This is a genomic window from Bradyrhizobium sp. T-12 (assembly GCF_058314695.1).
The window spans coordinates 3779414-3799996 of record NZ_CM177756.1 but is presented as its reverse complement, the minus strand read 5'-3'; the positions used below and the strand labels follow the sequence as shown (position 1 = coordinate 3799996).

Genomic DNA, 20583 nt, shown 5'->3' with positions numbered 1-20583 from the left:
AACGATACGCTCGCGATGATCGGTCTTGCGAACAGTTTTTGCCACGGGCGAGCGGCTCGCGTTCCAAACGCGTCGACAGGGTGGAAGGTCGAGGAAATCTCGACACGAGGAGGGGTTCTCGTCGGCGCCCACTGACGATGTTGTGAGGTGGCGACCAGGCACGATCGAGCTCAAGGTGCGAGGGGACCTCGCCTCAAAGGGCTCAGCAGCCGGTGTGGCAGCAATATCACATGAAATCTTAGTAAGCTTGCTCGCATTTCCAGATGTTTCGCCGTGGCAGAAATGGCTGCGAGACAACGACATTTTGCATTTTCGTATGTTGGATCCGTGTTCGTTGGCCCGTGCCTTTCGCAACCGCGGCACTGTCCCGCCGTTCCGCGCCCGGCTAGTATGGACCTCAGGTTCCGCAGAAAGCATCACCCCTGTGAACGAGTTGTCCAAAGCCCCCCGACCGTCCCGCCGCGAATCGGTTAATCCGGTTGCGCGGCGGCTCGATCTGCCCGGCGGGGGGTGGATGTGACACAGGATGTTCCGGCGATCGCCATGCGGCGGTCCAAAGGGTCTCCATCCCGGACGCGGCGCGCCGCACGCTGGCTTGCGGTGCTGTGCCTTGCCGCCACATCTGGCGCCTGCGTTCTGACCCAGGATCTGCCTGATCCCGCCCTCGATGTTCCCACGCACTACAAATACGCGAGCAAGGGCGATGCGCCGCCGTCGTTGGATTGGTGGCGCGGCTTCCGCTCCGCCGAGCTGACGCAGCTGATGGACGAGGCGCAGACCGTCAACCTCGACATCGCCGCGGCGGTTGCGCGCATCGTCCAGGCCGACGCCCAGGCGCGGCAGGCGGGCGCGGCGCTGCTGCCCAGCGTGTCGACGGGCGGATCGGAAACCTATTCGCGCACCTCGGGCGCAAGCTCCTCGGGCCTGTCCATCGGCGGCCGCGAGGTCGTCAACTATTCGGCCTCGCTGAGCGCCAGCTATCAGCTCGACTTCTGGGGCCAGAACCGTGATGCGCTGCAGACGGCCCAGGAGACGGCGAATGCCAACCGCTTCGATCGCGACACCGTCGCGCTGACGACGCTGGCGGCCGTCGCCAACGCCTATTTCCAGGTGCTGGCCTCGCAGGACCGCATCAGGACCTCACAGCGCAACATCGCAAGCGCGCAGCGCATTCTCGACGCGGTCAGGGAGCGGCGCAAGGCCGGCACCGGCACGGATCTCGATGTCGCCCAGCAGGAGAGCGTGCTTGCCAACCAGAAGGCCCTGGTGCCGCCGCTGCGCCAGACGCTGGACCAGAACGTCAACGCGCTCGCCGTGCTGGTCTCGCGACCGCCGGAGAGCGTGCGCGTGCTCGGCGGCTCGCTCGACCGGGTCGCGATCCCGCGCGTGACGCCCGGCCTGCCGTCGGAGCTGCTGACGCAGCGGCCGGACATCCGTCGGCAGGAGGCGCAGCTTGCGTCCGCGACCGCCAATATCGGCAACGCCCGCGCCCAGTTCTTTCCGACCATCCAGCTCACCGGCAATGGCGGCTATCAGAGCTCGGCGCTGGTCTCGCTGTTCCAACCGCATGCGGCTTTCTTCCAGCTCGTCGGCAGCGCCACGCAGCCCATCTTCGACGGCGGCAAGATCCTCGGCAATTTCGAGCTTGCCAAGGCACGGCAGGACGAGCTGCTGCAGACCTACCGCAAGACCATCGTGCAGGCCTTTGCCGACGTCGACAATGCGCTGTTCTCGATCAAGCAGACCACGATCAAGCTGCAATTGCAGCGCGACGTCGTCGTCGCCTCGCGCCGCGCCTTCGATCTCTCTGAGCAGCAATTGCGCGCCGGCACCGCCGACATCGTGACCGTGCTCAACACCCAACTGACCCTGTTCCAGGCGGAAGACGCGCTGTCACAGGCGCAACTGGCCCGCTTGCTCGCCATCGTCAGCCTGTATCAGGCGCTCGGCGGCGGCTGGGAGCCGCGAATGGAGAAACCGGTCAATGCTCTTTAAGCCGGATAGCAAGCAAGGCGCAGAGGAGGGGACGGCGAGACGGTCGCGCGGCCGCGGCTTCGTCATGACCCTGATCACGCTCGCGATCCTCAGTGGGCTCGGTTATCTCGGCTGGACTATCTGGCATCAGCAGCCGCAGCAGGCGAACGGCCGCAACCAGCGGCCCGATCTGCCGGTCCCGGTGCTGGCGGCGACGCCCCGCATCCAGGACGTGCCGGTCTATCTCGACGGCGTCGGCGCGATCCGCGCGCTCAACACCGTGACCGTGCGCTCGCAGGTCGACGGCAAGCTGATTGCGGTGAACTTCACCGAGGGCCAGGACGTCAAGAAGGGCGACGTGGTCGGCGAGATTGATCCGGCGATCTACCAGGCGCAGTACGACCAGGCCGTCGCCAAGAAGGCGCAGGACCAGGCCCAGCTTGCCAACCAGCGCATCGACCTGACGCGCTACGAGCAGCTCGCTGCTTCCAATGCCGGCTCCAAGCAGCAGGCAGACACCCAGCGCGCGCTGGTCGCGCAGACCGAGGCCCTGGTGAAGGCCGACCAGGCCGCGATCGACAATGCGGCGGCAACACTCAGCTACACCAAGATCGTGGCGCCGATCTCGGGTCGTGCCGGCTTGCGTCAGGTCGACCAGGGCAACATCATCCATGCGTCCGACACCACGGGTCTCGTGGTGATCACGCAATTGCAGCCGATCGCGGTGTGGTTCAGCCTGCCGCAGCAGCAGATCATGCGCGTCAACGCGGCCGCGGCGAAAGGCACGCTCGCGGTCGACGTGTTCGGTAATGACGGCACCACCGTGATCGACACCGGCAAGCTCACCGGTATCGACAATCAGGTCGACCAGACCACCGGCACGCTCAAACTCAAGGCGGAGTTTCCGAACGCCAATTACCAGCTTTGGCCGGGCCAGTTCGTCAATGTCCGCCTCAAGGTCGAGACGCTGATGCAGGCGCTGGTGATCCCGACGTCGGCCGTGCAGCGCGGCCCGATTGGGACATTCAGCTATGTCATCGGCGAGGACAACGTCGTTTCGGCCAAGCCCGTCGCGGTGACCCAGCAGAACGAGCATGACGCCGTGATCGCCAGCGGACTGTCAGCGACCGACCGGGTCGTCACCACGGGCTTTGCCAATCTGTCCGATGGTTCCAAGGTGATCATCGGCCGTGACGACCAGACCCCGTCGGCCGATCTCGCCCCGCGCAAGCGAGCGCGCGGGCCGGACGCGCAAAAGAAGGATGGGGCCAAGGAAGGTCAGAAGGAAGGCTCGAAGGAAGGCCAGAAGGACGGGCAGGGCAAGACCGGCGAGTTCCGCGCCAAGCGCAACAGCAGCGAGGGCGACCAGAAGGGACAGACCGGGCCGGCTCCGGGGCCTACATCAAGTCCTGGGGCATCAGGATCAGGAGCCAAGCAGCCATGATCCCGACAACGGCCGCCTGAGGCGGCAGGCAGAACCCATGGGTGTCTCCGAACCCTTCATCCGCCGGCCGATCGCGACCTCGCTGCTCGGCATCGCGCTTCTGATCGGCGGGTTGCTGGGCTATTTCGCGCTGCCGGTCTCTGCGCTGCCGCAGGTCGACTTCCCGACCGTGCAGGTGACGACGCAGCTTCCCGGCGCGAGCCCCGACGTGATCGCCTCGCTGATCACAGCGCCCCTGGAGCGACAGCTCGGGCAGATCCCGTCGCTGTCGGCGATGAACTCGACGAGCTCGTTCGGCGTCAGCCAGATTTCGCTGCAGTTCGATCTCAACCGCGACATCGATGGCGCGACCCAGGACGTGCAGGCGGCGATCAACGCCGCGGCGGGCGTGCTGCCGAAGACGCTGCCTTATCCGCCGACCTACGCCAAGGTGAACCCCGCGGACGCGCCTGTCATGACGCTGGCGCTGCGCTCGGACACCATCTCGCTGCGGGCGATGAGCGACATTGCCGACACCATTCTGGCGCAACGTTTGAGCCAGATCTCCGGCGTCGGACGCGTCTCGGTGCTCGGCGGGCTGAAACCGGCCGTGCGCATCCAGGCTGATCTGGCGCGGCTCGCCGCTTACGGCATCGCCATGGAGGATCTGCGCACCGCGATTGCCAACGCCAACGTCTCGGGGCCGAAAGGCTCGCTCGACGGCGCCCAGCAATCCTACATCATCGCGGCCAACGACCAGATCGCCGCGGCCGACGCCTACAGGCCCGTCATCATCGCCTATCGCAACGGCTCGCCGGTCACCATCGCCGACGTCGCGCAGATCGTCGATGGCCTCGAGAACGACCGCACCGGCGGCTGGTACCAGGGCACGCCGGCCGTCATCATCGACATCCAGCGCCAGCCCGGCGCCAACGTGATCGACGTCGTCGGCCAGATCCGCGCCGAGATCCCCAAGGTGCAGCGTGCGATCCCGGCCGGGGTGAACCTCACCATCGTTTCCGACCGCACCGTCACCATCCGCGCCTCGGTGCGCGACGTGCAGTTCACGCTCGTCCTCGCCGTCGTGCTGGTGACCCTGGTGGTGCTGCTGTTCCTGCGCTCGCTGCGCGCAACCGTGATCGCAGGCGTGGCGCTGCCGCTGTCGCTGATCACGAGCTTCGGCATCATGTATTTCGCCGGCTTCAGCCTCGACAATCTGTCGCTGATGGCGCTGACGATCGGCACCGGATTTGTCGTCGACGATGCCATCGTCATGATCGAGAACATCGTCCGCCACATGGAGAACGGCGACAGCGCGATGGAGGCCTCGCTCAAGGGTGCCAGCGAGATCGGCTTCACCGTGATCTCGCTGACGGTGTCGCTGATCGCGGTGTTCATCCCTCTGCTGTTCATGTCGGGCCTGGTCGGACGCATGTTCCGGGAGTTCGCGCTGACCCTGACGATCGCGGTCGTGACCTCGGCGGTAGTCTCGCTGACGCTGACGCCGATGATGTGCTCGCGCCTGCTCAAGCACGCCCACGAGGAGGTGTCGGTGCCGGGATTGGCCGCGATCAGCCGCTTCATCGACCGCACCGTCGAGGCCTATCACCGGACGCTGCTCTGGGTGCTGGAGCGCCAGCGCGCCACGCTGGTCGTGACCTTCGCCACGCTGATCGCCACCCTGGTCCTCTACGTCGTCGCGCCAAAGGGCTTCCTGCCGTTGCAGGACACCGCCTCGATCACGGCGGTGACGGAAGCCGGGCCCGACGTCTCGTTCGCGGAGATGCAGAAGCGGCAGGCCGAGGCGGCCGACGCCATCAAGGCGGATCCCGATGTGGTCGGCGTGGTCTCGGTGATCGGGGCGGGCTCAGTCAATCCGACCACCAATGTCGGCCGGCTCGTCATGGGATTGAGGCCGCGCGGCGAGCGGCGTGATGACGTCGCGGTCGTGATAACCCGGTTGAAGGAGAGGGTCGCGGGCATCCCGGGCATGACCGTGTATTTCCAGCCGGTGCAGGACGTGCAGATCTCGACCCAGTCGAGCCGCTCGCAATACCAGTACACGCTGACCGGCACCGATGCGACGCTGGTGTCGGAATGGGCGCGCAAGCTGGTGACGGAGATGCGGCGCGATCCCTTGTTCCGCGACGTCTCCTCGGAGGCGCAAGAGGGCGGATTGCGGGCGCAGCTCGACGTCGATCGCACCCGCGCCGGCCAGCTCGGCGTGAGCCTGCAAGGAATCACGGATACGCTCAACGACGCCTTCGCGCAGCGGCAGATATCGACCATTTACGGCCAGGCCAACCAGTACCGCGTGGTACTGGAGGCGCTGCCGATGTACCAGCGCGATCCCTCGATCCTGTCGAAGCTCTACCTGCCGGGCGCCGCGAGCGCGACCGCCGGCGCACCGAACGCCCAGGTGCCGCTGTCGGCCGTGGCGACGCTGAAGCGCACCACCGCGCCGCTGGCGATCTCGCACCAGGCCCAGTTCCCCTCGGTGTCGCTCAGCTTCAACCTCGCGCCGGGAGCCGCGCTCGGCGATGCCGTCGACGCCGTGAAGACGATCGAGACCCGGATCGGCATGCCCAATAGCATCGTCGGCGTCTACGCGGGCGATGCCGCCGAATTCGCCAAGGCGCTGGCCGGCCAGCCATGGTTGCTGCTCGCCGCCGTAATCACGATCTACATCGTGCTCGGGGTGCTTTATGAGAGCTACATCCATCCGATCACGATCCTGTCGACGCTGCCCTCGGCCGGCGTCGGCGCGATCCTGGCGCTGGTGCTGTGCGGGCAGGACCTCTCGGTGATCGGCCTGATCGGCATCATCCTCCTGATGGGCATCGTCAAGAAGAACGCCATCATGATGATCGACTTCGCGCTCGAGGCCGAGCGCGGGCAGGGCATGTCGCCGAACGAGGCGATCGTGCAGGCCTGCCTGTTGCGATTCCGCCCGATCATGATGACGACGCTGGCGGCACTGTTCGGCGCGCTGCCGCTGGCGATCGAGAGTGGCACCGGTGCCGAGCTGCGTTTCCCGCTCGGCATCTCCATCATCGGCGGCCTGCTGCTCAGCCAGCTCCTGACACTCTACACGACGCCCGTGATCTACCTCGCGCTCGACCGCATCAACCGCCGCCTCGAGCAGGCGCTGCCGCCGGCCGAATCCGGCGGGCCGCCCGTGGCGGGCGCGACCGAGGGGATGCAGTGATGGCATCGATCTCGGAGCCCTTCATCCGCCGCCCGGTCGCGACCACGCTGCTGTCGATCGGGTTGTTCCTGCTGGGTGTGGTCGCCTACGAGTTCCTTCCCGTCGCCTCGGTCCCGAACGTCGACTTCCCAGCAATCTTCGTCTCGGCAAGCCGGCCGGGCGCCGACCCGGCCGTGATGGCGGCAACGGTAGCCTCGCCATTGGAGCGGCGGCTGGGTGAGATCGCGGGCATCAACCAGATCACCTCGACCTCGACGCTCGGTAACACCAGCATCCAGCTCCAGTTCGACATCGGCCGCAGCATCGACAAGGCCGCGCGCGACGTGCAGGCGGCGATCAACGCCGCCATGGTCGACCTGCCGAGCGACCTGCCAACGCTGCCGCGTTTTCGCAAGGCCAACACGGCCGGCGCGCCCGTCTTCGTGCTGGCACTGACCTCGAACACGCTGTCCGCCAGCGCAATTTACGACGTCGCCGACACGGTCCTGGCGCAGCGCATCTCGCAGGTTCCGGGCGTCGGCAACGTGGCCATCAGCGGCGCCGATCAACCGGCGGTCCGGGTCCAGCTCAATCCGGTGGCGCTCTCGAACGCAGGCATCGCCACCGACGACGTCCGCACCGCGATCATCAACGCCAATCCGCTCGGTCCTGTCGGCATCTTCAACGGCGAACGCCAGAGCGAGACGCTGGCGCTCAACAAGCAGATGCGCACGGCGAAAGAGTTCCGCGACATCGTCATCAAGAGTGCCAATGGCAATTTCGTGCGGCTGTCCGACGTCGCCGACATCGAGGATTCCGTCCGCAACGCGCGCTCGATCGCCTGGTTCAACAAACAGCCGGCGGTGCTGATCCAGATCACCAAGCAGGGCGATGCCAACGTCATCGACACCGTCGACCGGGTGAAGGCGCTGATCCCCGAGCTCAGGCAATGGATTCCGGCCGGGGTCGAGATATCCACCCTGGTCGACCGCACCGGCACAATCCGCGCCAGCGTGCTCGACATGCAATGGACGTTGCTGGCGACCGCGGTCCTCGTGATGGTCGTGGTGTTCGTGTTCCTGCGGCGCATGACGCCGACGATCGCGGCCGGCATCTCGGTGCCGCTGGCGCTGGCCGGCACCTGTGCCGGCATGTGGATCGCGGGGTTCTCGATCGACAATCTGTCGCTGATGGCGCTTGCGATCTCCGTCGGCTTCGTGGTCGACGACGCCATCGTCATGATCGAGAACATGTATCGCAATCTCGAGCACGGCATGCGGCCGTTCCGGGCGGCGCAGGAGGGCGCCAGGCAGATCGGCTTCACGGTGGTCTCGATCAGCCTGTCGCTGGTCGCGGCGTTCACGCCGCTGATCTTCATGGACGGCATCGTAGGTCGCCTCTTGCGCGAATTCTCGCTGACGCTGACCTTCGCCATTCTGGTCTCGACGCTGGTCTCGCTCACGGTCACGCCGATGATCTGCGCGCATTACATCCGGCAGCCCACGTCCGGCACGGCGACGCTGTTCGATCGCATCATCGAGGGCTCGCTGTCGCGCATCGTCGCCTTCTATGCCAAAACCTTGCGCACCGTGCTGGACTACCCGCTGGCGACGCTGCTGGTGTTCTTCGCCACCATCGGCCTCACCGTGACGCTCTACATCAAGGTGCCCAAGGGCTATTTCCCGACCGACGATTCCGGTTTCGTGATCGGGGCAACGCGCGCCTCGGCCGATATCTCGTTCCAGTCGATGCTCGGTCTGCAGCAGCGGCTCGCCGAAATCGTGATGAAGGATCCGGCCGTGGCCGGCATCGGCTCGACCGTCGGCGCCGGAGGCGGGCCGGGGGGAGCGACCTCGAACCGCGGCATCATGTATATCAGCCTGAAACCGCCGGCGGAGCGCGACCACGTCTCGACGGAGGTCGTGATCGACCGTCTGAGAGGCGCGCTGTATCCCGTGGCCGGCATCCGTCTCTTCATGTTCGCCGCCCAGGACGTTCGTGCCGGCGGGCGGCAGAGCGATTCCGACTACCAGTACACGCTGACCAGCACCGACCTCAGTCTGCTGCAGAAATGGGCGCCCATCGTCGCCAAGCGCATGGAGAGCGTCGAGGGTATCACCGACATCTCCAGCGACCGCGATCCCGGCGGGCTTCAATTGACCCTGAGCATCGATCGCCAGAAGGCCTCTGCGCTCGGCGTCAGGGTTCAGGACATCGACAACGCGCTGAACAACGCCTTCTCGCAGCGGCAGATCTCGATCATCTACACCCAGCGCAACCAGTACATGACCGTGCTGGAGATCGATCCGAAATTCCAGGTCGATCCTTCCAACCTCGAGCGGATCTATGTCGCGGGCGCGGGCGATGCGCAGGTGCCGCTGTCGGCCGTGGTGCACGCGACGCGCGGCCTTGCCGCGCTCGCGGTCTATCATTCGCAGTCGTTCCCCTCGACCACGGTGTCGTTCAACCTCCTGCCGAACGTCCAGCTTCAGGCGGCGACCCAGAACATCCAGCGGGCGGTCGAGGAACTGCACATGCCCGAAGGCATTCGCGGCAGCTTCGACGGCAATGCCGGCGACTTCGCCAAGACCAGTGGCCGCCAGCCGCTGCTCATCCTCGGCGCGCTGGTGGCGATGTATATCGTGCTCGGGGTGCTCTATGAGAGCCTTGCCCATCCGCTCACGATCATCTCGACGCTGCCTTCGGCCGGGCTCGGCGCACTGCTCGCCCTGCAACTCACCAACACGCCGCTGACGGTGATCGCCTTCGTCGGCATCATCCTGTTGATCGGTATCGTCAAGAAGAACGGCATCATGATGGTGGACTTCGCGCTCGACGCCGAACGCCAGCGCGGCCTGTCGTCGGCGGAGGCGATCTTCGAGGCCTGCCAAGCGCGCTTCCGCCCGATCCTGATGACGACCATGGCGGCGCTGTTTGCCGGCATTCCGCTCGTGGTGGCGACCGGTCCCGGCACGGAGTTGCGCCGGCCGCTCGGCATCACCATCATCGGCGGCCTGTTCGTTTCGCAGATCCTGACGCTCTACACGACGCCCGTGATCTACCTCTTGATCGACCGCCTGCGGCGCCGGTCCGCGCCGCGCCCGCTGCCTGCGCCCGCGGAATAGGTTGTTGATGCCGCGCTTCAAGCGTATAGCGGCGCCCATGTCGAACCCACCCGATACGGCTAGCGCCGATCCGATTCCCGAATGCCCGCATTGCCAGAAGCCGATGCCGCTGTGCATCTGCGACAGCGTCACGCCGATTGAAAACCGACTGTCGCTCCTGATCCTGCAACATCCGCAGGAGCAGGACAGGGCGCTCGGCACCGCGCGCCTGCTGGCGAAGCATTTCGCCGATGCCACGGTGCGGGTCGGACTGTCCTGGCCGAGCCTGTCCAAGGCACTGGGACGGCCGGTCGAGAACGCCGCGCGCTGGGCCGTGCTCTACCTCGGCTCGGCACGCGCCGCCGATCTCGAAGCGGAAGGCGAGATCCTCGCACTCAACCGCAAGGGCGAGATCGCGGAGAACCAGCGCGCAATCCTCGGCAAGCTCGAAGGTGTCGTGCTGCTCGACGGCACCTGGAGCCAGGCCAAGGCGCTGTGGTGGCGCAATCCCTGGATGCTCAAGTGCCAGCGCGTGATCCTGAATCCGGCGCATCCCTCCCGCTACGGGCGCCTGCGCAAGGAGCCGCGCAAGGATGGGCTGTCGACCATCGAGGCCGCGGCGACGATTCTCGCGGGCCTCGAGCGGCGCCCTGATATCGCCGACACGCTGCATGCGAGCTTTGAACGACTGTTGACGCGCTACCGCGAGGTCCAGGCCGAGATGCCGGAATTGGCCCCCAAGCCTGTCCCGAAAGCCCGGCGCGACTTCCGGCGACGCAAACGAGCCTGACTTCGGGTCGCATCCCCTGTACGGGACAGCCTCCGGTCAAAGTCAGATGAAGGCAGTTGCCTAACCCATTGATCCCCTATATTGCTCCGGCCTTACGGGGCCACGTGGCGGAGTGGTTACGCAACGGTCTGCAAAACCGTGTACACCAGTTCAATTCTGGTCGTGGCCTCCATCACAACCCTCTGATCTCTCGGCATAATTAGAAGCTCGGCGCGGATCCCGCCGATGCTGCGCGCCCGCGCTCCGCCAAGCTGCGCGGTGGCGCGATCACCGGGTTTGCCCGGAGCCTGCCGGAAACCTCCGATTCAGGCCGGCTGGCATAGAGTTCGCATCTGCGAAGTGATGCGTCTCGTCACCCGAGCACTGGAGCCACAAATGGGCGACATCGTCCGATTTGTCCCGAAATCCGAGTTGGAGCGGGCGCGCCTCATCCGTGAGGCCCGCGCGATCTATGACAGCATCTTCCCATCGGCCGCACCGGACCGGGCTCCGCAGGATGGCGAGGATCGCGTCAAGAATTGATCGTTGCCGAGCCGGGCGTCCGGCGTAGGCCTCCACAGCAAAACGCCCGCGAGGCGGGCGTTCGGTTCACCGCGAAGAGAAAGCCCTCAGCAGGCCGCGTACCAGCCGTCGGGAAACGGCAGGAGGGGCCAGGCGCCCTCATTGTCATTGGCGGCTTTGGGCGTCGCGTCGAAACTCCACGTGCGGGGCACGAATTCCTCCTCCGGCGCGGGAGCGAAATCTTCAATGAGCATGGCGTCCCGGACGGCATCCAGCAGCAAGTTGAATTCGGCTTCGCTTCTCATCGCACCCTCGCAAAACGCGGATGGCGCAATGTCGCAAAGCCGGTTTGTTACCCGATTGAGCCGATCGTTCGCATTTTAACGATCCGGCGATCTGGCCCCGATTGGTTAGCGATTTCTAAAGAAGTCCCGTCGGGAACCTACGTTCCACCCCAGCATCCCCAGTGTGAAAGAGATCACATCCTCCGCGATTTAATTCTCCTACCCCTTCGCACGACGCCGGCCAGCAAGGCCGGGAGGCGGGTAGGGCAGACAGGAGACTGGTCATGAAGGCGAGGTTCTTGCGGTTTGCGGGTGTGAAGTGCCGGGCGCGCCGCGCCTCGACCGTCGGGCTGTTCCTGGCGCTGTTCGCCCCCGCTGCCCACGCGCAAGGGACGGCGGAGCAGCGCCGGGCCTGTACGCCCGATGTCTACCGGCTTTGCGCCGGCGAAATTCCCAATGTCCGCGCCATCACGGCCTGCCTGCGCCGTAACCGCTCCAGCTTGAGCGAGGCTTGCCGAAGCGTGTTCGACCAGGCCGGCGGTTGATTTAGCGGGACTGTGGGTTTGTGCGCAGCAAGTCGTCCGGTTGGCTGACGAATCCGCGCTACCGGTCCTGTGGATATGCTGCGGACAGGCTGTGGACCGGTGGCAGGTGCCGGTCGCCCTGAGAGAGCGGTAGGTGAACGCAGGTCTCGTACCCCGAGCGTTTTACGGTGCACGCGTCCGGACACGAGACCGGAGCGAGACGCAAAAAGTCGTGCCGAACGCTCCCGGCATTTCGTCTCAAATTGCAACCCGCGGATGCAAGAAGTCTTGATCGGCCGTGACCTGCAGGTGAGTGGGGTCTTGAACGCGGCTCCGGGGCAGGACGACTAACAGGTAGCGTGCATGTGGATCAGGGAAACGTGATCAGGTCTCCCCTTCCTAAAGCACCAAAATGGTGCTTTAGTGCTTTCCATGAGCCAGTCACCCCGAAACGCGCCGGCCGCGCTGCGTTACAGGCTTGCCCCCGACCCGGTCGCCAAGGCCGCGCTGGAGGCGACGTTCGGGGCTTACGACCGCATGATGGAGATCCTCGACGAGGTCGCGCGGAGCCACAATGTCGGCTCCAACGTCGTGCTGCTGCATGCTCACGCCTATGACCCGATCCGCAAGGCGACCGCGCTGCCCTCGCGCCTCGTGACCCTGGGCCTGCGCGACCGGGCCGAATATCGCGCGGCACAGGGCCGCCGTCTGCCGCTCGACGACAAGCTCGCCAAGATCAAGGGTCCCGCGACCATTTCGATTGCGACCGTCGAGGGGCGCTTCAGCGTGCCCTTCGACTACGCCGGCTATGCCGAGGGCTGGGGACACAGCGTACCCGCGCGCCTGGTCCGTACCGATGACGGTTTCGAAGTTCACTACGGCGTCACGCCGAACACTCTGCCAGAGGAGGAGAACGCTATGGATACCATCGCTGCCGCCCCCGACAATTTCCTGTCCCGGGTCGGGCGCCTGATCGCCGGCATCGCTTACGACGCGATCGAGCAGGCGGAAGGCAAGAACAAGCTCAAGGTGGTCGGCCAGGCCATCCGCGAGATCGAGCGCGCCGAGAGCGAAGCGCGCGACGCGCTCGCCGCCGCGCGTGCCGAGGAATACCGCCTCAGCGCGCGCCGCACCGAGATCGAGCGCGAGATGGCCGATCTCGTGCCCAAGATCGAAGGGGCGATCGCTGATAGCCGCGACGACCTCGCTCGTGCCGGCATCGCACGGCAGATGGATCTGGAGGCGCAGTTCGAGGTGCTCTCCCGCGCCATCGACGAGAACAACGAGAAGATCGAGCAATGTGTCACCTCGCTGCGTGCGGTGCTGTCGGCACTCCAGGACGCCGAGCAGCGCCGCGCCGATCTCGAAAAGAGCGAGGCGGCCGCGAGCCAGCAGGGCTCGACGTCGCCCCGCAAGCAGGGCGGCACGTCCGCTGCAGCCAAGGCCTTGCGTGCGGGCAAGGCGGTGGCGCGGGCCACCGGCGTGCCGCCGGGCATCCCTTATTCGAGCGACATCGACGAGCTCAGCACCCTCCATCGCGACAAGGAAATTGCGGCGAGGCTGGCGCGGCTGAAGTCGCGCTCCTGAGTGCCGTGTCATGAGCGCTCTGCTCGAACACGTCATGTCGCCGGAGGTCAGGCCGTTCGCGATCGCGGCGGCCATGATCGTCATCGTCGGCTCGATCGAGGTGGTCTCGATGCTGGTCGGCGCCTCCTTGAGCGAGATGCTCGGCACCAACATCGACTTTGGTCATCCCAGCGACAATGGCGTGATCAACGCGATCTCCTGGATCAATGTCGGCGGCGTGCCGCTCTTGATCTTTCTGTTGCTGTTGCTCGGCGCTTTCTCCATCACAGGCTTCCTGATCCAGGACATCGCACGGATGGTGGCCGGCCCCTTGCCGGCGACGCTCGCCTCGGTCGGAGCGGTTGCCGTCTCGGTGCCGCTGGTGCGCTCCGCGAGCAGGGCCATCGCGCGGGTCATTCCCAAGGATGAAAGCTATGTCGTCGGTCTCGGCGACCTCGTCGGCCGCGTCGGGGAGGTCGTCATCGGCCCGCTCGATCAGGGCCCGCCCGGCAAGGTCAGCGTGGCCGATATCCATGGCAACCGCCATTTCGTCTGGGCGGTCGCCGCGCCGTCGTCCTCGCCGCTGCCGCAGGGAACCATGGTCCTGCTGGTCGATCGCGACGGTACCCGCTTCGTTGCGGTGAAGGCCGAGGATGAACTTAAGCCGTCGAAGCCACCTCTAAGCAGCAGCTAGGTCATTCATTGGAGAATATCATGTTCGACATCGCAGTCCCGGCCATGATCGGCGTCGCGCTGATCGTCGTCCTCGGGATCGTCTTCACCATCCTCTACAAGCGCGCCACGCGCGACGAGGCCTTCGTGCGCACCGGCCTCGGCGGCAAGAAAGTCGTGCTCGACGGCGGCGCCATGATCCTGCCGATCTTCCACTCCTATGCCAGCGTCAATCTGAAGACTCTGCGGCTCACCGTCGAACGCAAGGAGCGGGAATCCCTCATCACCAAGGACCGTTTGCGTGTCGACATCGTCGCCGAGTTCTACGTCCGCGTTCGTCCGGACGAGGAGAGCATCGCGCTGGCAAGCCAGACGCTGGGCGCGCTGACCAACGACGCCGAGGCGCTGCGCAACCAGGTGGAGGCGAAGTTCGTCGACGGCCTGCGCTCGGTCGCCGCGACCATGAGCATCCTGGAGCTTCAGGAGAAGCGATCGGACTTCGTCAAGCACGTGCAGTCCACGGTCGAGTCGGACGTGAAGTCGAACGGTCTCGAACTGGAGTCGGTGTCGCTGACCAAGCTGGACCAGACCGACGTCAAGTTCTTCAATCCGGAGAACTTCTTCGACGCCGAAGGCCTGACCCAATTGAAGACCGTCACCGAGACCCGTCGCCGCGACCGCAACGCCATCGTGCGCGACAACGAGGTCGCGATTGCGCAGAAGGACCTCGAGGCGCGGCAGCAGACCCTCGGCATCGAGCGGACCAAGAAAGAGGCCGAGCTCTCCCAGGAGCGCGACATCGCCAACAAGACCGCAAGCACCCGCGCCGAGGTCGCGACCGCAACCCAGACCGCGCGCCTGACCGAGGAGAACGCCCGCATCGATACCGATAGGGCGGTTGCCGAGAAGGAGGCCGGCGCCAAGCAGGTCAAGGAAACCGCGGTGATCGAGTCGGATCTGGCGATCAACAAGCGCAAGACCGACGCCCAGCGCGAGATCCAGATCGCCACGCAGGAGAACGAGATCCAGATCGCGGCCAAGAGCAAGCAGACCTCGGAAGCCGTCGCGGAAGCCAAGACCGCCGAAGCGATCGCCGTCTCCGCGGAGGAAAAGGTCGTCACGGCGCGCGCCGTCGAGGTCGCCGATCGTGCCCGTCTCACCCAGGTGCTGGCCGCGCGCACCGAGGCCGAACGCAAATCGACCGAGCTGATCGTCGCGGCCGAGGCCGAGAAAAAGGCCTCGCTCGATCGCGCCGAGGCCGTGAAGACGCTGGCCACCGCGGAAGCCGAATCCAACAAGATCAAGGCCGTCGGCGTCCGCAACATCGGTGAGGCCGAGGCCGCCGTCATCACCATGAAGAACGAGGCGCAGAACAAGCTCGGCAGCAACGTCATCGACTTCGAGATCGCCAAGAAGCGGATCGAGACGATGCCCTTGGCGCTGGCCGAGATGGTCAAGCCGATCGCAAACCTCAAGGACGTCCGTATCCTGCACACCGGTGGTGCGTTCGGCGGCAACGGCGCCGGCGGAGGCAATGTCGGTTTCGGCGAAGGGCTCGCCGGCGAGCTGCTCAAGGTCCACGCGCTGCGTCCGATGATCGACGAGATCCTGCGCCAGAGCGGCTTTGCGCCGGGCGACGATCCCGTGCAGGCGCTGGTCGGCGCGGTGACCGGGAAGAGCAACGGCGCAGCTGTGCCGGCGCCTGCGCCTGCGCCGGCGAAGGCAAACGCCGCCGATCTATGAATGCCCGTTCATTGCTGCGGAGAATTCGAAACGATAGAAACAAGTCCTGCGCGTCTCGCGTCGCGCAACGTTCCGGAGTGCAGATCGACGGCGTGTTGAACCCTTCGATCGCGCTCCGGACATGTCTCGAGGCAACGCTTTTTGTTGCCGCGGCGCCTGCGCCGATCGACGCCGGGCGCCGAGGCCTGTTTCGATCGGAGGATTTTTCACATGAAGTATTTTCTGTCTGGATTGATCGCGATCGGTTTATCGGTCGCCGCCATGCCCGCGTTCGCGGCTGACGCCCGCAACGTCACCGTCGTCAACGAGACCGGCTATGCCATCAAATTCCTCGGCTTCAACGCGCCGGACGATGGGCTGGACGAGTGGGAGAACGAGCTCGAAAAGGTGCTGCAGAACCAGGCCAGCACCTATGTCGAGTTCGACGAGGACGACGAGGGCTGCGTCTGGAACATCCGCGTCGACTGGCAGAACTACGACGAGGCGGTGCTGTGGAAGAACGTCAATCTCTGCAAGATGACCGCGCTTCGGCTGCGCTACGACCCCGGCACCAAGACCACCTCGTTTCTCGCGGAATAGCGATCGGCCGTCACGGCCTGGAGGAGGGACCTTTCAGGCCCTTCCTCAGCTACGTTCGGATGATGACGAATTCGTCCTTTGCAAGCGCAAGCGGCTTTGTTATACGCAGCCCCGCGCGAACGACTGGTTCGCCTTTTCCTCGGTAGCTCAGCGGTAGAGCATCCGACTGTTAATCGGATGGTCGCTGGTTCGAATCCAGCCCGGGGAGCCAAATCTTGCCGTAAATTCAATGAGTTGCAGCCGCGTCCTCATGCGGCGGGCGACCTCGTTGCAGTGGTTTCTGAGCAGCGCCTTAGCGATTCCTGCCTGGAATCGCATTCAAGCAGATGTGTGGATGGGCGTCGTCACGCCATGCGGGCGGCGCCAAATCGACTCAATTGAAATCGAGCTTCGACAGCTGCCGGAATTTTACGGAGCTGATTCCCATGACAGACATCCAGGTCGACCGTTCTCAGATGGCCCCCTCGATTCTGCCGGCCGAGATTCCCGAGCTCAGCGACGATGAATGCCTCGCCTGTCTGGCGCGTGCGGTCGAGACGCCCAATTCGGCGCGGCTGGATGAGGTCGCAGCTCTGATCGGCCGCCTCGCGGTGGCAATCGAGTAGGGCTGGTTGCCCCTGCGATCGGGAGGTTGCGGAAAGCCCCGGGTCTAGGGGCGAGTGTCATGTTGCGTTTTCGGCGGGCATGTTCCAAAGATGCCGCGAATTTTGGCTCGCGACCGACGGCTGGAGCTGTCGATCGCACCGCCTCGACAAGGCACCGCGAGACCCGACATGCCGCAGAATGACACGCTTCCCAAGACCGAATCCGGGTACCGGACGGACGCCCTGGAGATCCACCAGGGTGCAGAACGCAAGAAGCAGGCTGCGGAGAGCGAGAAGCGGCGCCTCAAAATGGTCGATGGCCAGGTGCGCACCAATGACGTCACCGACCGTCGTGTTCTCGATGCCATGCTCACGGTTCCGCGCGAGGCCTTCGTGCCGGCCGACAGGCAGGCACTGGCTTACCTCGACCTCGATCTTGACGTCAGCGAGGGCGGAGCCAAGCGCTTCCTCATCAAGCCGCAGCTGACGGGCAAGCTACTGCAGGCCGCCGAGATCGGCGAGGGCGACAACGTGCTGGTGGTCGGCTGTGCGACGGGATATCTCGCCGCGCTGGCCGCCAAGCTGGCGCGCCAGGTCACCGCGACGGAATGCGATTCGGCGCTGGCCGCGAAGGCAACGAATGCCTTCGCTGCCCTGAAGCTTGCCAATGTCGCCTGCAAGGCCGCCGCCTGCGGCGAGGGCGATCCGTCCGCCGCTCCCTATGACGTGATCATCCTCAATGGCGCTGCCGAGGTGATGCCGGAAGCCCTGCTCGGGCAGCTGAAGGAGGGCGGGCGCCTGGTGGGCGTGTCCGCCGAATCCAGGCCGCCGCGGGCCGTGATCGTGACCCATACCCACGGTGAATTCGGCCATCGGGCCCTGTTCGACGCCGCCGCCCCGGTCCTTCCCGGGCTGGCGCGGGCGGCCGGCTTCGTCTTCTGACGGCAAAGCCCATTAAAATCCCGTTCTGAATCAGAAGTGTGGCCGGGATGCTGCACGTGAAGAGTTTCCACCGGGAACTACCCTCAGGTAGTTCCGTCGCGCCAATCCGCAGCCTATGTTGCGGCGGGGCAACGACTCCACTCGGTAGACGGTAACCCAGCTCGCGGGCACGAGCCGGGCGTTAGAATGAACGGAAATTTTGGGATGCATGGGGTGAAGCTCTCCACCGGAGCTGCGGTTTCGGTCCTGTTGCTGGCGCTTGCCGGGCCGACGCCTGCCTTGGCGGACACGATCAACGCCGCACTGGTGCGCGCCTATCAGAACAATCCGCAGCTCAACGCACAGCGTGCCCAGGTGCGCTCGACCGACGAAAACGTGCCGCAGGCTTTGTCCGGCTATCGCCCGAAGGTCAATCTGACGGCGAGCGGGGGCATTCAGTACTCGGACTTCAAGAGTTCCTCCACCAGCGATCCGGTCAACGGCAAAGGCTATCCCCGGAGCGTGGGACTGACGGCTTCGCAGACGCTTTACAACGGCAACCAGACGGCTAACAGGACGCGCGCCGCAGAGAGCCAGGTTTCCGGCTCTCGCGAAGCGCTGCGCAGCCTCGATCAAACCGTGCTGCTCCAGGCTGCTACGACCTACATGGACTATCTGCGCGACGCGGCGACGCTCGAAGTTCAGCGCAGCAACGTGCGGGTCCTCGAGCAGACCCTCAAGCAGACCCGTGATCGTTTCAATGTCGGCGAAGTGACCCGCACCGACGTTGCGCAATCGGAAGCACAGCTGGCGGCCGGCAGGACGCAGGCCCTGACCGCCGAGGCGAATCTCACCACGACGCGCGCGAACTTCCGCCGCATCATCGGCAACGAGCCGACGAACTTGGCGCCCGGCTCGCCCGTGGACCGTTTCCTGCCCGCGACGCTCGCTGCCGCGGTCGAGCTCGGCCTCGTCGAGCATCCGAACGTCACGGCTGCGATGTTCGGCATCGACGTCAATTACCTGCAGGTCAAGGTCGCCGAGGGCGCTCTGCTGCCGACAGTCACACTGCAGGCGGGGGTGACCCAAGCCTACGAACAATCTTTGATTCAATACCGTTCGCTCAGTGCCACAGCGCTCGCGCAGATCTCCGTGCCGATCTATCAGGGTGGCAGTGAATATTCGCTGATCCGTCAATCCAAGGAAAACCTGGCTCAGCAACGTCTCAACCTCGAAAACACGCGCGATCAGACCCGCGCGACCGTCGTGCAATGGTGGGGCTCGCTGCAGGCCGGCAAGGCGCAGGTGCAGTCGGCGCAGGCGCAGGTGGCGGCGTCCGAGATCGCGCTGAACGGCGTGCGCGAGGAAGCCAAGGCCGGGCAGCGCACCACGCTCGACGTGCTCAACGCGCAGCAGGCGCTGGTCAATGCGCGCGTCGCGCTCGTGACCGCGCAGCATGACCGTGTCGTCGCATCGTACAACGTCCTCGCCGCCGTCGGCCGTCTGGCGCCGCAGGTCCTGGGTCTTGCGACCAATGTTTACGATCCCAGCGTTCACTACCATCAAGTCCGCGACAGCTGGGGCGGTGTGCGCACGCCTGACGGGCGCTGATCCCCGTAATCGTCCGGTCGGCCACGCGAATAGCCGAGGCCGACCGGCGCTTTGCTTGCAATCGTCAAAATCCCTGACATAGCCTTGCCAAGAGAATGCGGGTCGATTCGCCTCGCATTGATGCTGTGTGCGTAAAGCTTGAGTGCCGGGGGCAGGGGCGCACCGCCGCACGTTGAGCCGTGATCTGGGGACAAGTCGGGCTGCCGCGACGAAAATGTCGGGCCACTTGGTGCGGAACCGGCCAATCCTGTCCTGCTTGGTGTAAAACAACGCATGCGAGGGCGTTGATGATGTGGAGTCGGAGATGACGCAGCCTGCAAAGGTTACAGAACCCTCGATGGAGGAGATTCTGGCCTCGATCCGGCGCATCATTGCCGACGACGAGGCCAAGCCACCGCCGGCCGAGACCGCCAAGCCCGAGAAAGCCGCGGCCCCCGCAGCCCCGCCGAAGCCGCAGGCGATGAACGACATTCCGCCCTCCAAGGTCGCACCGCCCAAACCGGCCGCCGAGAAGCCCGCGCCACCTCCGGCCGCAAAGCCGGCTCCAGCCCCAGCTCCCGCACCTGCGGCGGATGCATCGCCAAACAGCCAGGACGACATCGACGCGCTGCTGGCGGGGCTCGATGCGGCCACACCTGCGCCCGAGGTCCGCACGCCGGAGCCGGAGCCTGAACCCGAGCCTGAGCCCGACGTGCTCGAATTGACCGACGAGATGGCGATGGACCCGACACCGGCTCCGCCGCCACCGAGCTTCCGCAAGGTCGAGCCGCGGGACGATCTCGAATTCGCCGAAGCGCCGCCGCCGCGCCCAACGCCGCCACCGTCCTACGCGCCTGTCGATTTCGATGCTCCGCCGTTGCCGCCGCAGCAGCCCATGCTCGCGCAGTCGACGGTCTCGGCGGTCGAATCCGCGTTCAATTCCCTGGCCCATACGGTGCTCAGCAGCAATGCACGGACGCTGGAAGATCTGGTCAAGGAGATGCTGCGTCCGATGCTGAAATCCTGGCTCGACGACAACTTGCCCGGCCTCGTGGAACGCATCGTGAAGGCCGAAATCGAGCGGGTCTCGCGCGGCGGCCGCTGAGACCGGCGGTCCGGCCCCGATAAAGCCCTGCTCCCA

General features: G+C 65.4%; 16 protein-coding genes and 2 tRNA genes. 17 read left to right on the top strand and 1 reads right to left on the bottom strand.

What is annotated here, in order from left to right:
• Positions 1 to 510: 510 nt before the first annotated feature.
• From AC0WRY_RS17835 to AC0WRY_RS17805, 7 genes are all read left to right on the top strand, one after another.
• Positions 511 to 1995 carry an efflux transporter outer membrane subunit gene (locus tag AC0WRY_RS17835; RefSeq protein WP_194402136.1) on the top strand — a complete coding sequence of 495 codons (1485 nt, stop codon included), beginning with the start codon at positions 511 to 513 and terminating at the stop codon, positions 1993 to 1995.
• Complete coding sequence (locus tag AC0WRY_RS17830) at positions 1985 to 3418, top strand: efflux RND transporter periplasmic adaptor subunit (RefSeq protein ID WP_194402135.1); 1434 nt, start codon at positions 1985 to 1987, stop codon at positions 3416 to 3418. Before AC0WRY_RS17835 ends, AC0WRY_RS17830 begins: the two co-directional genes overlap by 11 nt.
• A gap of 37 nt (positions 3419 to 3455) precedes the next feature.
• Entirely contained in the window at positions 3456 to 6605 is a 3150-nt protein-coding gene (locus tag AC0WRY_RS17825) for an efflux RND transporter permease subunit (RefSeq protein ID WP_194402134.1), read from the top strand.
• Positions 6605 to 9709, top strand: coding sequence for an efflux RND transporter permease subunit (locus AC0WRY_RS17820; protein ID WP_491120187.1), 3105 nt, complete (start codon positions 6605 to 6607; stop codon positions 9707 to 9709). The genes AC0WRY_RS17825 and AC0WRY_RS17820 overlap by 1 nt, the downstream gene beginning before the upstream one ends.
• A 37-nt stretch (positions 9710 to 9746) precedes the next feature.
• Entirely contained in the window at positions 9747 to 10478 is a 732-nt protein-coding gene (locus tag AC0WRY_RS17815) for a tRNA-uridine aminocarboxypropyltransferase (RefSeq protein WP_194402132.1), read from the top strand.
• A 98-nt stretch (positions 10479 to 10576) separates the two neighbouring features.
• Positions 10577 to 10650: transfer RNA gene (locus AC0WRY_RS17810), tRNA-Cys, on the top strand.
• 203 nt (positions 10651 to 10853) lie between these two features.
• Positions 10854 to 11000, top strand: coding sequence for a hypothetical protein (locus tag AC0WRY_RS17805; RefSeq protein WP_194402131.1), 147 nt, complete (start codon positions 10854 to 10856; stop codon positions 10998 to 11000).
• 86 nt (positions 11001 to 11086) lie between these two features.
• Here the strand turns inward: AC0WRY_RS17805 and AC0WRY_RS17800 are convergent, their stop codons facing one another.
• Entirely contained in the window at positions 11087 to 11284 is a 198-nt protein-coding gene (locus tag AC0WRY_RS17800; RefSeq protein ID WP_194402130.1) for a hypothetical protein, read from the bottom strand.
• A gap of 263 nt (positions 11285 to 11547) precedes the next feature.
• Here AC0WRY_RS17800 and AC0WRY_RS17795 point away from each other — a divergent pair, with 263 nt between their 5' ends.
• The 10 genes from AC0WRY_RS17795 (at position 11548) to AC0WRY_RS17750 (ending at position 20547) form a co-directional block, all read left to right on the top strand.
• On the top strand, positions 11548 to 11808 hold the full coding sequence (locus AC0WRY_RS17795; protein ID WP_194402129.1) for a hypothetical protein: 261 nt from the start codon (positions 11548 to 11550) through the stop codon (positions 11806 to 11808).
• Positions 11809 to 12210: 402 nt separating this feature from the next.
• Entirely contained in the window at positions 12211 to 13374 is a 1164-nt protein-coding gene (locus AC0WRY_RS17790) for a PspA/IM30 family protein (RefSeq protein ID WP_194402128.1), read from the top strand.
• A 10-nt stretch (positions 13375 to 13384) separates the two neighbouring features.
• Complete coding sequence (locus AC0WRY_RS17785; RefSeq protein ID WP_194402127.1) at positions 13385 to 14047, top strand: OB-fold-containig protein; 663 nt, start codon at positions 13385 to 13387, stop codon at positions 14045 to 14047.
• A 20-nt stretch (positions 14048 to 14067) separates the two neighbouring features.
• Positions 14068 to 15768 carry a flotillin family protein gene (locus tag AC0WRY_RS17780; RefSeq protein WP_194402126.1) on the top strand — a complete coding sequence of 567 codons (1701 nt, stop codon included), beginning with the start codon at positions 14068 to 14070 and terminating at the stop codon, positions 15766 to 15768.
• Between the two features lie 210 nt (positions 15769 to 15978).
• Entirely contained in the window at positions 15979 to 16347 is a 369-nt protein-coding gene (locus tag AC0WRY_RS17775) for a hypothetical protein (protein ID WP_194402125.1), read from the top strand.
• Between the two features lie 136 nt (positions 16348 to 16483).
• Positions 16484 to 16558: transfer RNA gene (locus AC0WRY_RS17770), tRNA-Asn, on the top strand.
• 214 nt (positions 16559 to 16772) lie between these two features.
• On the top strand, positions 16773 to 16952 hold the full coding sequence (locus AC0WRY_RS17765; RefSeq protein WP_194402124.1) for a hypothetical protein: 180 nt from the start codon (positions 16773 to 16775) through the stop codon (positions 16950 to 16952).
• Positions 16953 to 17240: 288 nt separating this feature from the next.
• The gene (locus tag AC0WRY_RS17760) at positions 17241 to 17873 is read left to right on the top strand and encodes a protein-L-isoaspartate O-methyltransferase family protein (protein ID WP_194408306.1); all 633 of its coding nucleotides are present in this window, start codon (positions 17241 to 17243) and stop codon (positions 17871 to 17873) included.
• Positions 17874 to 18077: 204 nt separating this feature from the next.
• On the top strand, positions 18078 to 19463 hold the full coding sequence (locus tag AC0WRY_RS17755; protein WP_194402123.1) for a TolC family outer membrane protein: 1386 nt from the start codon (positions 18078 to 18080) through the stop codon (positions 19461 to 19463).
• Between the two features lie 304 nt (positions 19464 to 19767).
• A complete protein-coding gene (locus AC0WRY_RS17750; protein WP_194402122.1) occupies positions 19768 to 20547 on the top strand; it encodes a PopZ family protein in 780 nt (259 codons plus the stop codon).
• The last annotated feature ends 36 nt before the right edge of the window (positions 20548 to 20583 follow it).